General features: G+C 38.6%; 4 protein-coding genes. All 4 read left to right on the forward strand.

Annotation, left to right across the window (positions count from 1 at the left end):
• Positions 1 to 21: 21 nt before the first annotated feature.
• The 4 genes from PQ456_RS10865 to PQ456_RS10880 all read left to right on the forward strand — a co-directional run bounded on the left by PQ456_RS10865 (position 22) and on the right by PQ456_RS10880 (position 20,528).
• Entirely contained in the window at positions 22 to 10,656 is a 10,635-nt protein-coding gene (locus PQ456_RS10865; protein ID WP_273616148.1) for an SDR family NAD(P)-dependent oxidoreductase, read from the forward strand.
• Between the two features lie 2 nt (positions 10,657 to 10,658).
• Positions 10,659 to 18,620, forward strand: coding sequence for an SDR family NAD(P)-dependent oxidoreductase (locus PQ456_RS10870; RefSeq protein ID WP_273616149.1), 7,962 nt, complete (start codon positions 10,659 to 10,661; stop codon positions 18,618 to 18,620).
• Between the two features lie 139 nt (positions 18,621 to 18,759).
• Positions 18,760 to 19,275 carry an isoprenylcysteine carboxylmethyltransferase family protein gene (locus PQ456_RS10875; RefSeq protein ID WP_273616150.1) on the forward strand — a complete coding sequence of 172 codons (516 nt, stop codon included), beginning with the start codon at positions 18,760 to 18,762 and terminating at the stop codon, positions 19,273 to 19,275.
• A 47-nt stretch (positions 19,276 to 19,322) separates the two neighbouring features.
• Positions 19,323 to 20,528 carry a cytochrome P450 gene (locus PQ456_RS10880; protein ID WP_273616151.1) on the forward strand — a complete coding sequence of 402 codons (1,206 nt, stop codon included), beginning with the start codon at positions 19,323 to 19,325 and terminating at the stop codon, positions 20,526 to 20,528.
• Positions 20,529 to 20,543 lie beyond the last annotated feature (15 nt).

Below are 20,543 nucleotides of genomic sequence, written 5' to 3' on the forward strand. Positions count from 1 at the left end.
TAACGAAATGAGGTGTTACTATTGAATGAGTCATTATCACATCTATACAGCCAGATTGAACAAGGAAAGATCGATAAGGTAGAAGGTGCTAAGCAATTACAGCAATTACTTTCTACAAAGACTGAATCTTCTACACCACTTATCGAATATTCTATCGATGAAAATGTGCTAAAAGATAATGAGCTTCAAGATCAAGCTGTTCAGTACCTCAAAAAGTTATTATCTTCGGTGTTAATGATGCCTGAACGACAGATTGAAGCCGATGCACCGCTCGAAAAATATGGAATAGACTCTATTATGGTGATGAAATTAACAGATCAGTTGGAAACTGTTTTTGGTTCATTGTCCAAAACATTATTTTTTGAATATCATAATCTAGAAGAATTAACAGCATACTTTTTGAAATCACATCGTAAGCAATTGGTTGAACTTTTGGGTACTGGGAAAGAACAGCATACAAAGATACAACCCAAACCCAATCAATCACTTAATGCATCGACAACACAAAGAAACATAAGGAATACAAGGTCTTCAAAAGGTTCTGCTAATCTTAATTCCATAGCTGAACATGCTAATGATTCTACAACTGCAACAGAATCTTCATCTTCACAAGCATTAGATATTGCTATTATTGGATTAGCAGGTCGTTATCCTGAAGCCGAAAACATTTCGCAGTATTGGGAAAACCTTAAAAATGGCAAAGACTGTATTACCGAGATTCCTCAAGAACGATGGAATTACAAAGTGCATACCGAGATGAAACGTTCTACTAATGATGCGACAGTTTCTGGAAAATGGGGCGGATTTATAGAAGGAGTGGATCGTTTTGATGCACTCTTTTTTAATATTTCTCCGAGAGAAGCGGAACGTATTGATCCGCAAGAACGACTATTTCTAGAAAGTGTATATTCTGCTATAGAAGATGCTGGATATACTCGTGCTAATTTAGTCCGATCAACAGCGCAGTCAAAAGTCAACAAAGTAGGCGTGTATGTCGGAGTAATGTATCAAGAATATCAATTGTATGGAGTAGAATCTCAAAAACGCCATAAAGACCCTTTTGCCTTAAACGGTAATCCCGCATCGATTGCGAATCGGGTATCGTATTACTTTAATTTTCATGGGCCAAGTATGGTTGTAGATACGATGTGTTCTTCATCATTAACAGCGATTCATCTCGCATGCCAGAGTCTGCAAAAGCAAGAATGTGAAGTAGCGATAGCAGGTGGAGTTAACGTCTCTGTCCATCCTAATAAATATGTCATGCTAACACAGGGGCACTTTTTATCCAGTAAAGGCAGATGTGAAAGTTTTGGCGAAGGTGGAGACGGATATGTTCCCGGTGAAGGCGTAGGAGCAGCGATCCTCAAGCCGTTAGCCCAAGCTATAGCCGATGGCGATCACATTTATGGAGTGATTAAAGGAACAGCGATCAATCATGGAGGTAAAACTAACGGCTATACGGTTCCTAATCCTAATCAACAAGCAGAAGTTATTGACAAAGCAATCCAAGAATCAGCTATCGATCCTAGAAGTATTAGTTATATCGAAGCTCATGGGACAGGCACATCGTTAGGAGATCCGATTGAGATTGCAGGTCTTACCAAAATGTTTGATCGCTACACATCTGATCGGTCATTTTGTGCGATCGGTTCTGCCAAATCTAATATCGGACATTGTGAAAGTGCAGCAGGGATTGCAGGTATAACCAAAGTGTTATTGCAAATGAAGCATCAGAAACTAGCTCCTTCTATTCATTCGCAACCAGCTAATCCTAATATCGATTTTGCAAAAACGCCTTTTACAGTTCAGCATCAATTAAGTGAATGGCAACGTCCTGTGATCGCTATAGATCATGTAATGACCGAGGTTCCTTTGACTGCTGGTGTGTCTTCGTTCGGTGCAGGTGGATCTAATGCGCATATAGTGATCCAAGAATATAGGTCTCCAATCGTAGCCAAACAATTAGCTACACCTGTACAACCTGTAATGATTATATTATCTGCCAAAAATGAAGAACGATTAAAACAAATCGTTCTTCACTTCATTCATCACCTAACAGAACATACGTATACTGATCAAGATTTGGCTGATATAGCATATACGTTATGTACAGGTAGAGAAGCGATGGATATTCGATTAGGCATCGTGGCTTCTTCGGTAACGAATCTTATTAGTCAGCTTCAAGAGTATATCGAATCTGATGATATACCTTCATCTGTATACTACGGCAAAGTTCAAAATGATCTGCCTGCATTGCCTTTTTTGTCTACAGATGAAGATATGACAGCTACTATTCAGCAATGGGTAGAGAAAAGAAAGTATTCTAAATTGCTTGAATTATGGGTGAATGGAATCGAATTGAATTGGGATAATGTATATTCAGCTGGTACATTTCAAAAAATCAGCTTACCTACGTATCCTTTTGCTCGTGATCGTTACTGGGTTCCCGAAGTGGAAGAAACGCACACATTAGAAATAGAACCGAAGTTTCGTTCTCAATCTATTCTTCATCCTTTAGTTCATACGAATACTTCAAATATGAATGTGCAAAAGTATACAACTGTTTTTGAAGGTGATGAATTTTTTATAGCAGATCATCGCATAGGAGATGAACATCTTTTACCAGCAGTAACGTATTTAGAAATGGCTAGAGCGGCTGTGGAACAAGCTCTTACAGGAACACCAGTACAAGGACAATCGATATCTTTGCAACAAACCGTCTGGAAACAGCCACTTGTAATTGAACAAGAATCTACTGCTGTACACATTGCTTTATTTCCAGAGCAAGAAAATGCTATCCATTATGAAATATACACGCAATCTGATGATCTAGCCGAACCGATTATTCATTGTGAAGGCATCGCTATCATTGAAGATGTCAAGATAGAACAACCTTTACTAGATATACACCAGATCAAAGCAACATGTAATACAAAAGAATTTACTGTAAACACATGTTATGAAGCTTATCGTCAACTGAATATGAATTATGGAGATCGTCACCAAACGATCCATCATCTATATGCAGGGTCAAATGAATGGTTAGCTAAGCTCCAGTTATCTGAAGAATTACAAGTAAATAGTCAGGATTATATTCTTCATCCTGCGATAGTAGATGGTGCTTTGCAAGCTTCTATTGGAATATGGTTAGGTAGAGAAGAACGATCTCAAGAGCAAGAAACCTTTTTACCGTTTGCTTTGGAACAAATTGATATCTATCATCGGACAACATCAACAATGTGGGCACATGTCTATCAAGATGAAGTAACTCAATCTTCTATCTCGCAATTAAATATAGATCTAATAGATCAGACAGGTCTTCTTTGTGTAAGATTACAAGGCTTAACAAGTAAAGCGATTCGTAATGAAAAAGCAATCTTACTTTCTCCCAAGTGGGAAGAAAAAGCAGTGACTGATCCATTAGTTGCTCAGCATCGTAAATATGATCAGCATATCATCATGCTATGCGAACCTGATCTGGCACTAGAACAACAAGTGAAACAACATTTTCCTAATGCACAGTGCATTTCGTTATTACCAGCTCATCTAACGCATGTTGATAAATCAAGCCTTTCGATCGATCAACGTTTTACTCGATTGGCTACACAAGCATTTGAAGAAATAAAGCGTATTTTGCAAAGGTATAAAGAAGATCGTGTGTTTATTCAAATGGTCACTGTTCATCAAGTGTCTCAACAATCGCCTACTGCTCTTATAGCATTACTCAAAACAGTCACACTGGAAAATCCTAATATAACTATTCAAATGATAGAAACGCAATCTTATCTAACAAATGCTCAAATCATTACACAATTACAAGAAAATCAGTATAGTGCAGATCAACAGATTCGTTATGAATCTCAACAGCGCTATATCCAGTCTGATTACGAACAGATTATCGTACCGGCAAAGACTACTCACTCCCCATGGAAAAATGGCGGAGTTTATTTGATTACCGGCGGTACAGGTGGATTAGGTATGGTTTTTGCAAAAGAAATTATACAACAAGTGGAGCAACCGATTGTTATTTTAACAGGTCGAGCAGCCAGTATAGATGAATCTATTCTTTATTCATTACGATCAAAAGAAGCGACTGTGTTATACAAACAACTTGATCTGACACAACAGGAAGATGTAACCCAATTAATAGCATGGATTACTCAACAATATGGATCATTAAACGGCATTATTCATAGTGCTGGTATGACTCAAGATAATTTTATCATTAAGAAAACAACCGACGAATTCAATCAAGTGTTAGCTCCAAAAGTAACAGGTACAGTCCATTTGGATTTAGCTACTCAGTCTATACCATTAGACTTTTTTGTATTATTCTCGTCGGTTGCTAGTGCGTTTGGGAATGCAGGTCAAGCAGATTATGCCACAGCAAATGCTTTTATGGATCAATATGCTATTGATCGTCATAAGCAAGTATTAGCTGGAGAACGTTCCGGTCAGACAGTGAGTTTTAATTGGGGTCTATGGGTAGAAGGTGGAATGCATATCGATAAAGATACAGCACAGTTTCTGTATCGTACGACAGGTATGAGACCATTGCCTACATTGACTGGATTACAACTTTTTTATGCAGGTATGGCGTCTAATCAACCTCAAATCATTACTTTATATGGCGATCAAGCTCAGTTATCATCCATATTATTATCAAGAACGAATGCAGTTCCAACGCTAACAAATCATAAAGTGGAAAAAGAAATACTACACATCATGGCTACTATTCTCAAAGTAGATGCTTCTGAATTGGATCCAGAAACAGAATGGTCTGAATACGGTTTTGATCAGACGATGTTAGCAGATCTATCCCATCAATTGAATCAGCACTTTCAATTGCAATTAACAGCCTTAACGTTCGTAGAATATACCACTATTCAGCAATTAACAAATTGGATTGAATCGGTAATCACTATCTCATCACAAGCAGACACCAATAAAATAGCAGATCAAAAGGGTGTAAATCTACATGAACCTCAATCTGTTGACGTTCATGAACAATCGAATAGTCTACAATCATCAACAATGATGTATTTGAAACAAACACTATCTACTATTCTCAAGTTGCCTATAGACCACATTGAAGCCAATGCTCCAATGGAGAAGTACGGTATCGATTCAATTACAACATTACAATTCACAGAACAATTAGAGCAGACATTTGGGCGATTATCCAAAACACTATTATTTGAATATCAGACATTATCAGCATTAACAACTTATTTCATCAAAGCACACTTTGATATTTTGGATAAGCAATTTAATATCAGTACAGTTCAAAAATCTTCACCTTCTGTTGCTAAAGCAGAATATTTATCTACTAATCAACCAAAGAAAGCAATCCAAGCACAGTTACCTGGTATTCATTCTCGCTTCAAATTGGCTTATCATACTCATCAACCTGTAGAAAAGCATGAAACAGATATTGCTATTATCGGATTATCTGGTCGCTATCCTCAAGCCGATCATGTAGATCAATACTGGGAAAATCTAAAACAAGGAATAGACTGTATTACAGATATTCCTCCAAGTCGTTGGAATAATGATTCGCTAGATTCTACATCATCGCAGAATAGAAATCAGGGCGGATTTATAGATGGAGTAGAGCAATTTGATCCACTATTTTTTAATATTTCACCTAAAGAAGCAGAGATGATGGACCCGCAAGAACGATTGTTTTTACAAACGGTCTATCAAGCGATTGAAGATGCAGGTTATACCCGACAGACACTTGGTGCTTCTACAGACTCGAATGAAAATCATCAAGTGGGTGTCTATGTAGGTGTTATGTATGAAGAGTATCAATTGTATGGAGCACAAGCACAAGCATTAAGCCAGAGTTCTGTAGCACTTAGTGGAAATCCAGCATCGATTGCAAATCGTGTATCGTATTTCTGTAACTTTAATGGGCCGAGTATGGCTGTAGATACGATGTGTTCTTCTTCACTAACAGCGATTCATTTGGCTTGTCAAAGTCTGATTACTCAAGAATGTTCGACCGCGATAGCAGGTGGAGTCAATATTTCTGTTCATCCTAACAAGTATCACATGCTAAATCAGGGTGGATTCCTGTCGAGTCAAGGAAGATGTGAAAGCTTTGGTGCAAATGGTGATGGTTATGTGCCTGGCGAAGGTGTAGGAGCTGTTGTACTAAAACCTCTATCTGTTGCTCAGGCAGACGGTGATCATATTTACGGAATTATTAAAGGTTCAGCAATCAATCATGGTGGCAAAACTAATGGTTATACGGTTCCTAATCCTGTTGCTCAGTCTCAAGTGATTCAGCAAGCATTTCAACGGGCAGGGATAGAGCCGAGAACGATTAGCTACGTAGAAGCGCATGGAACAGGAACATCTTTAGGTGATCCTATTGAGATAGCTGGATTAAATGCTGTCTACCAGCAAAATACAGCAGATAAGCATTTCTGCGCTATAGGTTCAGTAAAGTCTAATATTGGACATTGCGAGAGTGCCGCTGGTATCGCAGGATTAACTAAAATTCTATTGCAAATGAAGCATCAACAACTTGTGCCTTCATTGCATGCAGATCCATCGAATCCGAATATCGATTTTGATCATATTCCGTTTTTTGTTCAAAAAGAATTATCACAATGGCAACGCCCTTTACTTGAAGAACATGGTAAAAAGAAAGAAATACCTAGAAGAGCAGGGTTGTCTTCTTTTGGAGCCGGTGGTTCGAATGCTCATCTGATTATTGAAGAATATACAGTAGAACCAGCGATTACAACGTCTACTGATTTATCTGAAAATGATCCGGTACTGATTATATTATCTGCCAAAACAGAAGCACAATTGCGTATACAAGCACAACAATTATTAGAGAAGCTAGCAACGGATCGTTCAGCATATCCTTTACAACAGATTGCTTATACTTTACAGGTCGGTAGAGAAGCGATGGAAGAACGGTTAGCCTTTGTGACGCATTCGTTATCGGATATGAAAGAGAAGTTGAAATCGTATCTACAACCAACTACACAACATCATTCATACCAGTTCTATCGAGGACATACGAAAGCGCATAAAGAAATGTTATCTATGCTGTCTTCAGATCGTGGATTTGAAAATATGATTGCTTCATGGCTCAATCATCGTCAGTATAATCAATTATTAGAATTATGGGTAAAAGGTCTAACAGTCGATTGGAAATCACTTTATAGCGATCGCCAGCCACAGCGTATTTCTTTACCTGTATATCCGTTTGCCAAAGAAAGATATTGGGCTCCAGATCATCTGATGTCTGCAAGCTCTAATCTATCGACATCATTGCCAAAAGCACAACAACAATCTGACCGAACATCAATTATATATAAAAAGCATTGGCAAATGAGTGCTATAACGGAATCATTCAATACCGAGCTTACTTTACCTGCTGATAGACGTGTAGTCATTTTAATGAATAACAAAACAGAAAGTTTAGAAAAGCATCTATCTGCTATAATCCCGAATTTGTTGATCTGGCATGAAGACGATCTGGCACATCAATTGGAGAGCACAGAGGAGCAAATAAAATCGATTGCAAGCTTTATTGATCTGACTGCATGGACAAGTGATGATACGAGTGATAGTAACAGTAACATACGCTACACTTTACACAAAGGCTGGTTGCAATGGTTACAACGCTGGATTGAGATCAACCAAAAAACACCGATCACATTATTGCAGGTAACAAAAGGGTTAGAGTCTTTTCAGAATATATCTGTACATCTTCAAGGAGCAGAACGTGTAGGATTGTATCGGATGTTACAACATGAATATGCTCATGTACGGTCAAAACATATTGATTTTGATCTGAATGCATCAGAAGAAAGGACAGCTTTTGCGATTATGCAAGAGCTGTTATTTGATTCTCCAGATGTGGAAGTATGCTATCGCTCCGATCAGCGTTGGGTAGCTTATCTCGGACTTGTAGAGAATATGCCTGATTTTACTACTGCTCCCGCTCAACGCCGTTCATTTGATCCAGAACAAGTCCTTTGGATCACTGGAGGAACTAGAGGATTGGGGATGTTATGTGCTCAACATTTTGTAGCTCAATATGGAGTGAAGAAGCTTGTATTAAGCGGTCAAGAAGTATTACCGCCAAGGGAAGAATGGCATTTATATGATCATCAAACTTCAATAACGGCAGAAAAAATAAAATCGATTGTCCAACTAGAAAAACAAGGTGTACAGATCTATGTGGCTTCTGTAGATCTAACATCTATGCAAGAAGTACAGAAAATGATTGATGAAGTCCATTCGGAGTTAGGTTCGATAGGCGGTGTTATTCATTGTGCAGGTACAGCTGATCAGATCAATCCAGCCTTTATTCGCAAACAGGTAGATTCAGTTGAATCTGTGATGAATCCCAAAATAAAAGGACTGCATACTTTGCATCAGTGCTTGCAACAAGAACCTTTACAATTCTGGGTATTGTTCTCGTCAGTTGCTGCAACGATCCCATCACTGGCTGTAGGACAAAGTGATTATGCTATGGCAAATGCTTATATGGATTATTTTGCTGAAGCTTCTACAGATTCGTATCCGATATACAGTATTCAGTGGCCTAGCTGGAAAGAAACTGGATTTGGCGAAGTGAAAAGTAAGCCTTATGAGCAAACAGGATTACTCAGTATGACCAATACAGAAGGATTGCAGTTGCTTGATTCTATTATGAACTCATCCAAAGATAACGTGATATTGCCTGCTGTTATCCATGAAGAGATTGCGCAACCATCAGTATGGATGAAGTATCAACCATCTGTATTCTCTAACAAGTTGATAGCAGAGCAAAACGTCCAATCTGCTTACACACCAGCATCATCAATCGCTATGCCAGAGTCAGATGAATTACACCATATGACTTTGGATTGGTTAAGAAAGCTGATTGCAGAAGAATTGAAAGTAGATGTTGCACGATTAGATGATCATACGCCATTTGCTGAATATGGAATCGATTCTATTTTATTAGCACAAATTATTACAACGTTAGATCGAACATTACAAGGAACTGCTGTAGATCCAACCATGATGTTAGAGTATCCTACGATTCACCAATTAGCAGAACAATTGGTGTACACGTATCCATTGGAATTAGTTACATTATTCACAAATGATACAACTACAGAGCCAATCGTAAGTCCATCACCGACAATTATTGAAAAGGCTCAAGATATGTATACGCCTATGTCTGAGAAACAACAAGAGCCGAAGCAGAAGATTGCTGTGATTGGTATAGGATGCCATTTTCCTGATGCCAATGATCCGTTGCAATTTTGGAATAATTTAAAATCGGGCAAAGATAGTATTCAAAAAGCACCATCTTCTCGTCAGCATCAACAATCTAATAGAATCGCTCCATATGATTCGACAACTCATGTGCGGTATGGAGCTTTTTTACCACATATCGAACAATTTGATCCTGCTTATTTTGGTATCAGTGAATCGTTGGCTGTGCAGATTGATCCGTTACAACGACAACTTTTAGAAGTGAGTGTCGAAGCGGCTACAGATGCAGGATATACCAAACAGCAATTATCAAATACACAAACAGGTGTATTTGTAGGATCACGTACCAGTAACTATTCTTCTAAAGTCGATCGTACAGCAAAAGACACGATTGTCGGTATAGGGCAAAATTTTATCGCTGCACATTTAGCGCATTTTTATAATTTGAAAGGTCCTAATCTAGTTGTAGATACTGCTTGCTCTAGTTCACTTACAGCGATTCATCTGGCTGTACAAAGTATTCAAAATGGAGAGTGTGAATTGGCTTTTGCAGGGGGAGTTGATATTTTGCTAGATGAAGTTCCTTTTGAAACGTTAGGATCAGCTAATGTATTATCGACAGATTCACGCTGTAAAACATTTAGTGCAGATGCAGATGGGATAGGCTTGGGAGAAGGATGCGGAGTTGTGATACTCAAGCCGCTACATCAAGCGATTGCAGATCAAGATCGTATCTACGGCGTGATTGATGGAAGTGCTTTGAATAATGATGGCAACACGATGGGAATCACAACACCTAATCCAGAAGCGCAGAAAGAATTGGTATACAAAGCAGTTCAGAATGCAAATATCGATCCTTCGACGATTAGTTATATAGAGACTCATGGTACAGGTACATTAATTGGCGATCCGATTGAATTAAAAGCATTAACCAGCGTTTTTTCAGGTGTAACAGATCGTCAACAATTTTGCGGAGTAGGTAGTGTGAAAAGCAATATCGGTCACTTATTAAGTGCAGCAGGAGTAGCTAGCTTTATCAAAGTATTGCTGTCTCTTGTGCATGAAGAGTTACCACCTACGATTCACTGTGAAGTCCCTAATCCAAGATTTCGATTTGAGCAATCACCATTTTATATTGTGCAACAGCATCAGAAGTGGAGTCATACACAAGGAATATTGCGTGCCGGTATCAGCGCATTTGGATTAGGCGGTAATAATGCTCATATTCTTGTAAGTAATGAAGGGATTCCTGCCTCTTATCGTCATCAATTGCCTTTATCGTATTCTAATGTTGGATTTAATCGTCAACGATACTGGCCTACAGAACCCCAAGAGTATGCAACATCTGGAGTGATATCTTCAGAAGCAACATCTGATTTTTTTGATGTGATTAAAGTTGGCGAAGGGAGTGAATAGGGATGACTATAGCATCTCGTACCGAAACCTTTTTGCAGAAGCTAAAACATACCGATTATTTTGTACAAGATCATAGAGTGCATCAAATCTGTACACTTCCTGGCGTGGTGCTACTTGATATGATCTATCGGCTCAGTTCTCATGCATTAGGAACTCAAGCTATAGAATTGCATAATGTAATATTCAAGCAACCTATCGTCACGTCAGAACAGTTCGATATTGAAATTTGGGTATCTTTTACAAATCATGGTCACTATACAGATGTAGTCGTATCCAGTCGCAAAGTTTACCATGCTAACGATAATATAAAAGAGAACGATAAAGTGGTTAATATGGAGTGTTCTCTTTATCCTATAGCTACGGATCAGAGTGCTAGAACACAAGTATCTATGCCTTTTCTAGATAAACAGGTAGTCAGTCAATGGGATATGGATAAAGTATATGGGTTAGCGCGCGATTCGGATATTCATCATTATGATTTTATGAAAAATTCCGGGACTGTATATCAACAAGATGATAATGAATGGATGCATTTGCATATTAGCCCTGTAGCTACTCCATATATGAATAAATTTTATGCCCATGTCGCTTTGTTAGATGGTTCTACCTTTGCGGGGACATCGTTCCGTTGGGATGCACAGGGTAACGAGAAGTCAATGGAAGGATTCAAACCGTATATCCCATTTATGATTGAGCGATTTACCATTTATCGTTCTTTTCCCGAGCAAATTTATACTCATACCGCAAGAACCAAAGAAGACCTTGTTGCAGATGCAGACCTTATTAAGCGTGATATTTCCATTTATGATCATGAAGGTGCTCTTCTTGCATCATTTCAAAATCTTACTGCCAAACGAATTCGAGAATCTCAATTAATTACAGGATTAGTGAACGAATCATCTGGTTCTGTTGCTACTATTCACTCCAAAGTGGAAAAGGCAACTACTCTAGATAGCCATACATCAGAATCTCCACTCAAACAAATAGAACAATTTTTACAGTTACAATTAGCAGATATTTTGATGATTGACTCTAATCATATTGATCTTGAAACGGGTTTTTATGAATTAGGATTGGATTCGATTAAGTTACTGGAACTGGTTACTTTTTTAGAACAGTATCTCCAAATCGAATTATATCCAACGTTGTTATTTGAATATTCTACTGTGGCTACATTAGCAGCATATTTGAATGATCACTGGCAGGATACTTTTCTTCAAACTCTTTCTCAGTCTCAGTCGTTAGCAGACCGTTCAGTATTAACAGACACGATAGATCCAGTTGAAAGTACAGCAGTTATCTATGAACCTGTATGGGAAGAAGCTTCGATCTCAGAATCGCTTCCAACGGCAAGCAACGCTGTAGGTCGAATCGTTATTTTGTATACTCCATCTCCAGAGTGGAAAAAAGTATTATCAGCTCATTCCCAAATAGAGCATATCGTTGCACTTCAACACGATAAGCAGCATACGATAGACTATCTACCTTCTCTGATCGAACAGGTATTTACATTCATGCAACAATATGTACAAACCAATCGACACACGCCGACTTTCGTTCAAGTGATTGCGGATAATGAGGATACTACGGGAACGATTTGGGGATTAGAAGGATTGTTTAAGACAATTGCTCAAGAATATCCTTTGATTCAAAGTCAACTTATTTTGTTGGATGTGGCAGATGTATCGGATACAGACCATATTGTACAGCGATTAGAGCAGGAATTTCATCAGGCTTCTACAGCTCCATCAACCAGTATTCATTATCAAGGGCATAGATTAGAACGACATATCAAAAAATTAAAAGAAGTTACGTTGTTACATGCTAACACTAACATTACTACTCAGCATTCGTTCCGAAATGGCGGTGTCTACCTGATTATCGGTGGGATGGGCGGTCTGGGATATGAGTTAGCCAAGCATATTGCAGATCATACGGATACAGTGCTTGTTCTAACAGGCAGATCACCTTTAAGCCATTCATTATCTGTACAGTTAGAATCACTGCGCGCTAAGGGATCTGAAGCGATATATATCCAGACAGATATCACCAAACATGACGAAGTCGAAAAAATGGTACATCTGATTCTGGAAGAATACGCTACTATTAATGGCGTATTCCACTGTGCAGGTGTGATTCAAGATAAGTTATTGATTCAGAAATCAATTACCGAACTTCATCAGACGCTACAACCTAAAATTCAAGGATTTACTTATTTAGATCAAGTGCTATCTCAACAAGCTCTTGATTTTTTTGTTGTTTTCTCTTCTCTGTCTGCTGTAGTAGGCAATATCGGGCAATCTGATTATGCAGTAGCGAATGGATATATAGATCAACTGGTGTTAGAACGTGCAATCAAAGTAAAACAAGGACAACGCTCTGGAAGCACGTATACAATCAACTGGCAATTATGGGAGCAAGGTGGTATGCAAGTCAGTGATACTCATCGCCAACTTATGTATAAGTCTGGAGGCATGGTTCCTTTACCAACAGATGTAGGGATGAATACGCTTGATCTGATTATGAAGTCGGATTCACCTCAATGGACTGTATTATATGGTGAATCTGAGCAAATTCGTTATCATATGCGAGAAAATCTAGCTCAGTCTCCTGTATTCTCGCAAAAGCAAGATCTACCTACAACAGCTACTCAGAAAGACAACCTAACAGACATCGCTATTATTGGTGTAGCCGGGCGCTATCCAGATGCCAATACGATCGACCAATTATATGAAAATTTAAAAGCAGGAAAAGATTCAATTACGTCGATTCCAGAACATCGCTGGGCTTCTAATCATAATGCGTATGCTGTAGAAGACTATTATCGTTACGGTAGTTTTGTAGATCGGATTGATGATTTTGATCCTTTATTTTTTAATATTTCTCCTTATCAAGCCGAACGAATGGACCCACAAGCACGATTGTTTTTACAGACGGTATGGGAAGCATGTGAAGATGCAGGATTTGCTGTACATCGGAATCAACATGATTATTCAGCTTCCAGTAGTCGAAGTGTAGGCGTGTTTGCAGGAGTATTCTGGAATCATTATGAGTTGTATAGTGCAGAGATGTCACAGCAAGGACAACCTTCTGCTTTTGGAACCAATGCAGCTTCTATAGCGAATATGGTATCGTATCATTTGAATTTTCATGGACCTTCAATGGCTCTGGACAGTATGTGTTCATCATCACTTACTGCTGTTCATCTTGCATGTGAAAGTATCAAACGTGGCGAATGTCATTATGCTGTAGCCGGTGGAGTGAATTTGGTAACTCATCCTCATAAGTATGTATTTTTGAAAGAAGCACAATTTTTATCTTCAGAAGGAAAGTGTAGAAGTTTTGGGAAAGATGGCGATGGATATGTTCCCGGAGAAGGCGTAGGCGCAGTGCTGATGACTTCTGTAGCTGAAGCTCAAAAGCAAGGTTATCCTATTTATGCTGTTATCAAAGGTTCAGCTCTTAATCATTCAGGAAGAACATCCGGTGCTACGGTTCCTGATCCAGTTGCACAATCAGAAGTGATATTAAATGCACTGGCAAGCGCCCATATCGATCCGTCTACATTAAGCTATATCGAGACTCATGGCACAGGAACTTCTTTAGGAGATCCGATAGAATTACAAGCGTTAGAACGTGCTTTTCGTCAAGCAGGTAGTACTGAGCAACAATTTTGCGCTATTGGTTCGCTCAAGTCCAATATAGGGCATTTAGAAGCTGCCGCAGGGATCGCAGGATTGACCAAATTATTACTGCAATTGAAGCACAAAGAAATTTTTCCTTCTCTTCATGCCGAACCGTTGAATCCACTTATTCCTTTTGGATCAACGTCTTTTTATGTACAACATCAAGGAAAAGTGTGGGAACGACCTACAATCACGAGCGGTGGAGTTGCAAATGAAATTCCATTACGTGCAGGGATCAGTTCATTTGGAGCTAACGGAAGTAATGCTCATCTTATCGTAGAAGAGTATGTTCCTGTACCTGCACTCATGAAGCAGCCAAATAGTATAAATGATCAACAACCAGCGATTATTATTCCGTTATCTGCTCAGACTGAAGAACGACTGCAAGTCTATGCGCAAAAGTTACTAGATTTTGTACACACTGCGGACGAATCGTTAGACTTGCGCAACTTGGCATATACATTTCAATTAGGACGTACTGAAATGAAAGCACGTGTTGCATTTAACGTTGTAGATATAGCTGATCTCAAGCAACAATTACATGCTTTTAGACAACAAACGAATATCGATCATCCTCAGCAGACATTGTTTCTACCTGCTGAGCAAGCAGATCGTGTTCTATTCATATCACAACTCGTAGCCCAACAGGAATGGAATACACTAGCTACTGCATGGACACAAGGAGCCAAAATCGATTGGACGATATTATATCAAGATCAAGTCGGTCAGTTTATTCATGCGCCTACGTATCCATTTAGAACAAATCGATATTGGGTTCCAGACATTGAGCCTTCTAGCTTAGCGACCGAGCAACAAATATCTGCTGAACCAAAAGTACCTTTGGAAGAAGTAGCTATATCTTCTTTACATGAACAACCTATTGAAGAGCATAGTTCAACAGATTCTGTATCAATAGTTGAAGAACATGTGAGTACATGGATAAAGACTACGGCTGCCAAAATACTCAAAGTTCAATTGATAGATATAGAGAATGATGTGGAACTGAGTGAGTATGGATTTGATTCGATTTTATTTACACAATTAGCCGATCAATTCAATCATCAGTTACAGACTGATCTAACACCAGCTCACTTTTTCGAACAAACCACGATTCATCAAATTACAGCATTTTTAATAGATCAATATAGTACAGAAATAAAGCATTTCTTTAAGGATAGGGTAGAACAGCATCATCGTTTAGTGAAGCCAAATAGCTCTAACTTATCAACATCGCCCAAACCAAAAGTGAATTCACACCAACAACCAGTCAGGTCTGTTCCAGCTTCTTCATCTGTAGATCATCAAGAACCTATCGCTATTATCGGCATGAGTGCGAGGTTCCCGCAAGCAGAAGATATAGCTCAGTTTTGGGAAAATCTTGTATCCGGAAAAGATTGTATTAGTGAAATTCCTTCTAATCGCTGGGACTGGAAAAAGCACTTTGGTGATCCTAATCAAAATAACTACAAAACCAATATTAAATGGGGAGGATTTATCGAAGGGATTGATGAATTTGATCCTTTATTTTTTGGTATTTCTCCTCGTGAAGCCGTGCATATGGATCCACAGCAACGGCTATTGATGATGTATGTCTGGAAAGCAATTGAAGATGCTGGATATGCCGCTTCAAGCTTAGCTGGTACACAGTTAGGTATATTTGTGGGAACAGGTAGTAGTGGTTATAACGTGATGATGGCACAAGCTAATGAAAATGTAGAAGCGTACTCGATTACAGCCAATGTACCTTCAGTAGGGCCAAATCGAATGAGTCATTTTTTAAATGTACATGGGCCGAGTCAACCGATTGAGACAGCGTGTTCCAGTTCATTAGTCGCTATTCACCGAGCGGTCAATGCTATCCGTAGCGGTGATTGCGATACGGCTGTAACAGGTGGCGTTAATACGATTTTGTCGCTCGATGCTCATATTAGTCTGAATAAAGCAGGCATGCTTAGTACAGATGGACGTTGCAAAACATTTTCTGCACAAGCGGATGGGTATGCACGCGGAGAAGGTGTAGGCATGATCTTTTTGAAAAAGTTAACAGATGCCGAAGCAGATGGAGATCATATTTATGGCGTTATTCGCGGTAGTTATGAGAATCATGGAGGCAAAGCCGGTTCTCTGACAGCACCTAATCCCAAAGCACAGACCGCTTTATTAAAAACAGCATTTGCGAGATCAGGTATTTCACCGGACACGATTAGTTTTATTGAAACGCATGGCACAGGAACACCTCTAGGCGATCCGATAGAAATCAACACGTTAAAGTCAGCTTTTCAGACTTCAGGTGAAGAATCTACAGGGCTTGATCCTTCTATCGGTTATTGTGGCATCGGTTCGGTAAAAACCAATATTGGACATTTGGAAATAGCAGCAGGGATCGCTGGAGTCATCAAAGTGTTATTACAAATGAAGCATCAAAAGCTGGTCAAAAGTCTTCATGCCGAAACTGTGAATCCGTATATCCATTTGGAAAATAGCCCTTTTTATATTGTGAATGCAACTCAAGATTGGCAACGGCTTAGAGATGAGAATGGACAGGAGATACCACGACGCGCAGGAATAAGTTCTTTTGGTTTTGGAGGTTCCAATGCTCATGTAGTACTTGAAGAATACACTCCTGAGATGTCTCCACATCATAATCAAAATGAACCTTCACATCATCCTGTAGTGTTCTTATTGTCTGCTGTGACCAAAGAACGCTTGCAAGCACAGGTTCAGCAGTGGATACAAGTCCTTCAACACAATGACTATACAGACGATCAGCTATCTGATATTGCTTATACACTTCAAGTGGGAAGAGAAGCATTTGAGATACGATTCGGATGTGTAGTGAGTTCAATCAATGAATTAAAAGAAAAGCTTCAGTCTTATGTAGCATCTGAACATCCAGTAGAAAATGTATACGAGGGTGATGCTTCAGCGCACAAATCATTTATTTCTTTGTTTAAAGCAGATGAAGAATTGTCTGAAGCTGTGTATAAATGGATGGAACGCTCCAAATATCATAAACTGCTTGACGTGTGGACGAAGGGGCTTGATGTAAATTGGAACGCCTGGTATGCAGACGCTCAACCACAACGATTAAGCTTACCTACGTATTCATTTTCCAAAGAGAAATATTGGGTGAAGGTATCATCGTCTCGTGCAAGAGAAGTTGAGTTACAGGACACGCACACCGATACATTACAAAATCAAAAAGAACCAGAAGAACATCTGACTATAGAGTCAACATCACCAAAAGCTGAAGTGAATTCTGCTCTCTCTATGCAACAGCAAATTAGTACTATTTTGGCTGACTTGCTAGGAATAAAAGATACCTCTATACAAGCAGATGTACCTTTAGATCGTTATGGTATGAACTCTATTTTGATTTTACAAATGTTACAACGATTACAGAGTCAGATTGATGAATCGATTCAATTAGAAGATATTATGGAGTGCGATACGATCGAAGAGTTAATAGCTGCTCTGCCTACTGATTCTAGCCATATGAATACTCATTCGGATTCTATTGCCTATTCTGAGTTAATTCATTTAAATGCAGTGACTGTAGGACAGCCTATTTTTTGGATTCATGGTGGTACAGGTGGAGTTGAAGCTTATATAGAGTTAGCCAATTCATTACATCGACCTTTTTATGGTATTCAGGCTAAAGGCTATTCTAATGATGAGCCACCTCTGCAAAGTATGTATGCTATGGCTGCTTATTACACACGTATTATTCGGGATATTCAACCTGAAGGGCCATACGATATAGGAGGATATTCATTAGGAGGAGTATTAACGTATGAGATTGCTCGGATATTGCAGACGATGGAGCAAGAAGTATCTTCAATCATTATGATTGATTCTCTCTATCCTGATGATTCACATGTTCAATGGACAGCGGATCATCCGAATCTATGGCAAATGCTTTATCCGAATGGGTCGACTGCTTCCAAAGAAAAATTTATAGAGACTTGTTCTCGTTTAGAACAAGCTTATGAATTAGATCAGTATAAGCCATTACCTTTACTGAATCCGCAGTCTATTCGTAGTTATTATTTCCGTAATCAGAACGGTATTTTGGTAGACGATAATAGCATAAATCCTACAGATTACTGGCAGACATGGAAAACGATATTACCAGATCTTCAGATGGTAGATATTGATGCAACTAATCATTTTGTGATGTTATCTGAACCCACATCGCTTCAAGAGATTACAACAGCTATTCAATCTATTTATACACCGAATGATATTCCTAATGCAGTGTCTTCTACAATCTTATAAATGATTCTATAGCCTACGGTACCCTGTAAAGGAGGTGATGCAGAGAACCGGGGTATTTGTTGATTTTTCTTTTAAATGTATTGATTGTATTTGCTCTACAGAAAGTAACCCCATACGAAAATAAGAGGAGATGTTTGTAATGATGATCGGTATTATTTTAATTTTGCTATGTATGATTCGTGTTCCGTCTGCAATGATATCTGCACGTAATGAGAAACAAATCAAAGCCAATGGTGGAGTAGAGTACGGCATGAATAACAGTAAACTACTGATTGCCGTACAAGGATTAATCTATTTAGGATGTATCGTCTATGCTTTTGTCTATGATGTTCAGTTTAGCTGGCTTACGATTGTTGGACTGCTTGTGTACTTATTCTCTTTGGTTACACTGATGTATGTTATTCGTACACTTAGCCCTTTTTGGACATTCAAGTTGTATATTGCTAAAGATCACAAACTTGTTGAAAGCCCATTATTCAAGCATGTACGTCATCCTAATTACTATATGAATATTATTCCAGAACTGATTGGTTTTGCTCTGATTTCTCAAGCATGGGTAGTCTTTATTCCTTTATTTATTCTGCATCTTATTACATTAATTAACCGAATCTCATTAGAAGAGAAAGTGATGAAACAGACGTTCCAACAGTATTAAGACATGGTGAGTATGTATAAAATAAAAGAATTTTAGGAGGAATTGCAATGGAGAACAAAACAAGAGAGTATTTTCCTGACTTAACTCAAGTGTCTGGCTTTACAACCAATGAAGAGAAATACGAACCTTTTGCATGGTATCAACAAATGCGACAAAATGAACCGGTATATTATGATGAAGGACAAGATGTATGGAATGTATTTAAGTATGACGATGTGAAAAGGGTCGCTGAAGACAAAGATTATTTCTCAAATGCTGTTTTACTGCCAGATATTATCAAAGATTCATTAATGGGACTCGATCAACCCAAACATACACTTAACCGGGCATTAATTAATCGAGCGTTCACACCAAAAGCTGTGATGTCCTGGATTCCCAAAATTGATCAAATTATCGCTGAATTGATGAATGCTATTGATGGTAAACAGCATATCGATATCGTGCAAGATTTTGCTTTCCCTCTGCCGATGATTATTATTTCAGAATTGCTTGGTATTCCTACAGAAGATCTTGAAAAGTTCAGAGCATGGGTGAGTACACTTACTGTAGCTCCGCAAGATAATACGATTGAGGAATATATGCGTATTGCACAGATTCAAGCAGAAGCCAGTAAGCAATTAATCGTTTATTTCCAGCATATTATAGAGGTCAAGCGTGCTCAACCAGAACAAGATATTATTTCGGATCTTATTCAAGCAGAAGAAAATGGATACAGGCTATCTCCTGAAGAGTTGATGGGTAGTTGTGTCTTTTTGCTGATTGCAGGTAATGAAACTACAACTAGTCTGATCACTAACTCGATTTATTCTCTCAATCAAAACAATTTGTTCGGGACATTGCATACACAACCAGAACTTATTCCAACCACAGTGGAAGAAGTATTGCGATATCGTGCGCCGGTTCAACGTACAATTCGTAAAGTATCACAAAATACAGTGATAGGTGGGAAATCACTAAAAGCCGGTGATTATATCGCAAATTGGATCGGATCAGCGAACCGGGACGAAGATCATTTTGAACAAGCAGAATTATTTATTCCTAATCGACGCAATAATAAACATCTTTCATTCGGTAAAGGAATTCATGTTTGTTTGGGATCTCAATTAGCTCGCATTGAGTTAAAAGCAGCATTGACTGCTCTGATACAAAAGTATCCGAACATGAAAGTAAGTCCTAATTATCAAATTGATGTTGCCTATAGCAATATTTATAGCCTGAAAAATTTACCTGTGGAACTTGGACAAAGTACATAGGTTCTTTTTTTGTAT

The organism is Paenibacillus kyungheensis, from assembly GCF_028606985.1.
GTDB classification, from domain to species: Bacteria; Bacillota; Bacilli; order Paenibacillales; family Paenibacillaceae; genus Saccharibacillus; species Saccharibacillus kyungheensis.

Excerpts from the sequence above, each read along its gene's own strand:
- PQ456_RS10870 (WP_273616149.1), top strand. The coding sequence starts at position 10,659 with ATGACTATAGCATCTCGTACCGAAACCTTTTTGCAGAAGCTAAAACAT.
- PQ456_RS10875 (WP_273616150.1), top strand. The coding sequence starts at position 18,760 with ATGATGATCGGTATTATTTTAATTTTGCTATGTATGATTCGTGTTCCG.
- PQ456_RS10880 (WP_273616151.1), top strand. The coding sequence starts at position 19,323 with ATGGAGAACAAAACAAGAGAGTATTTTCCTGACTTAACTCAAGTGTCT.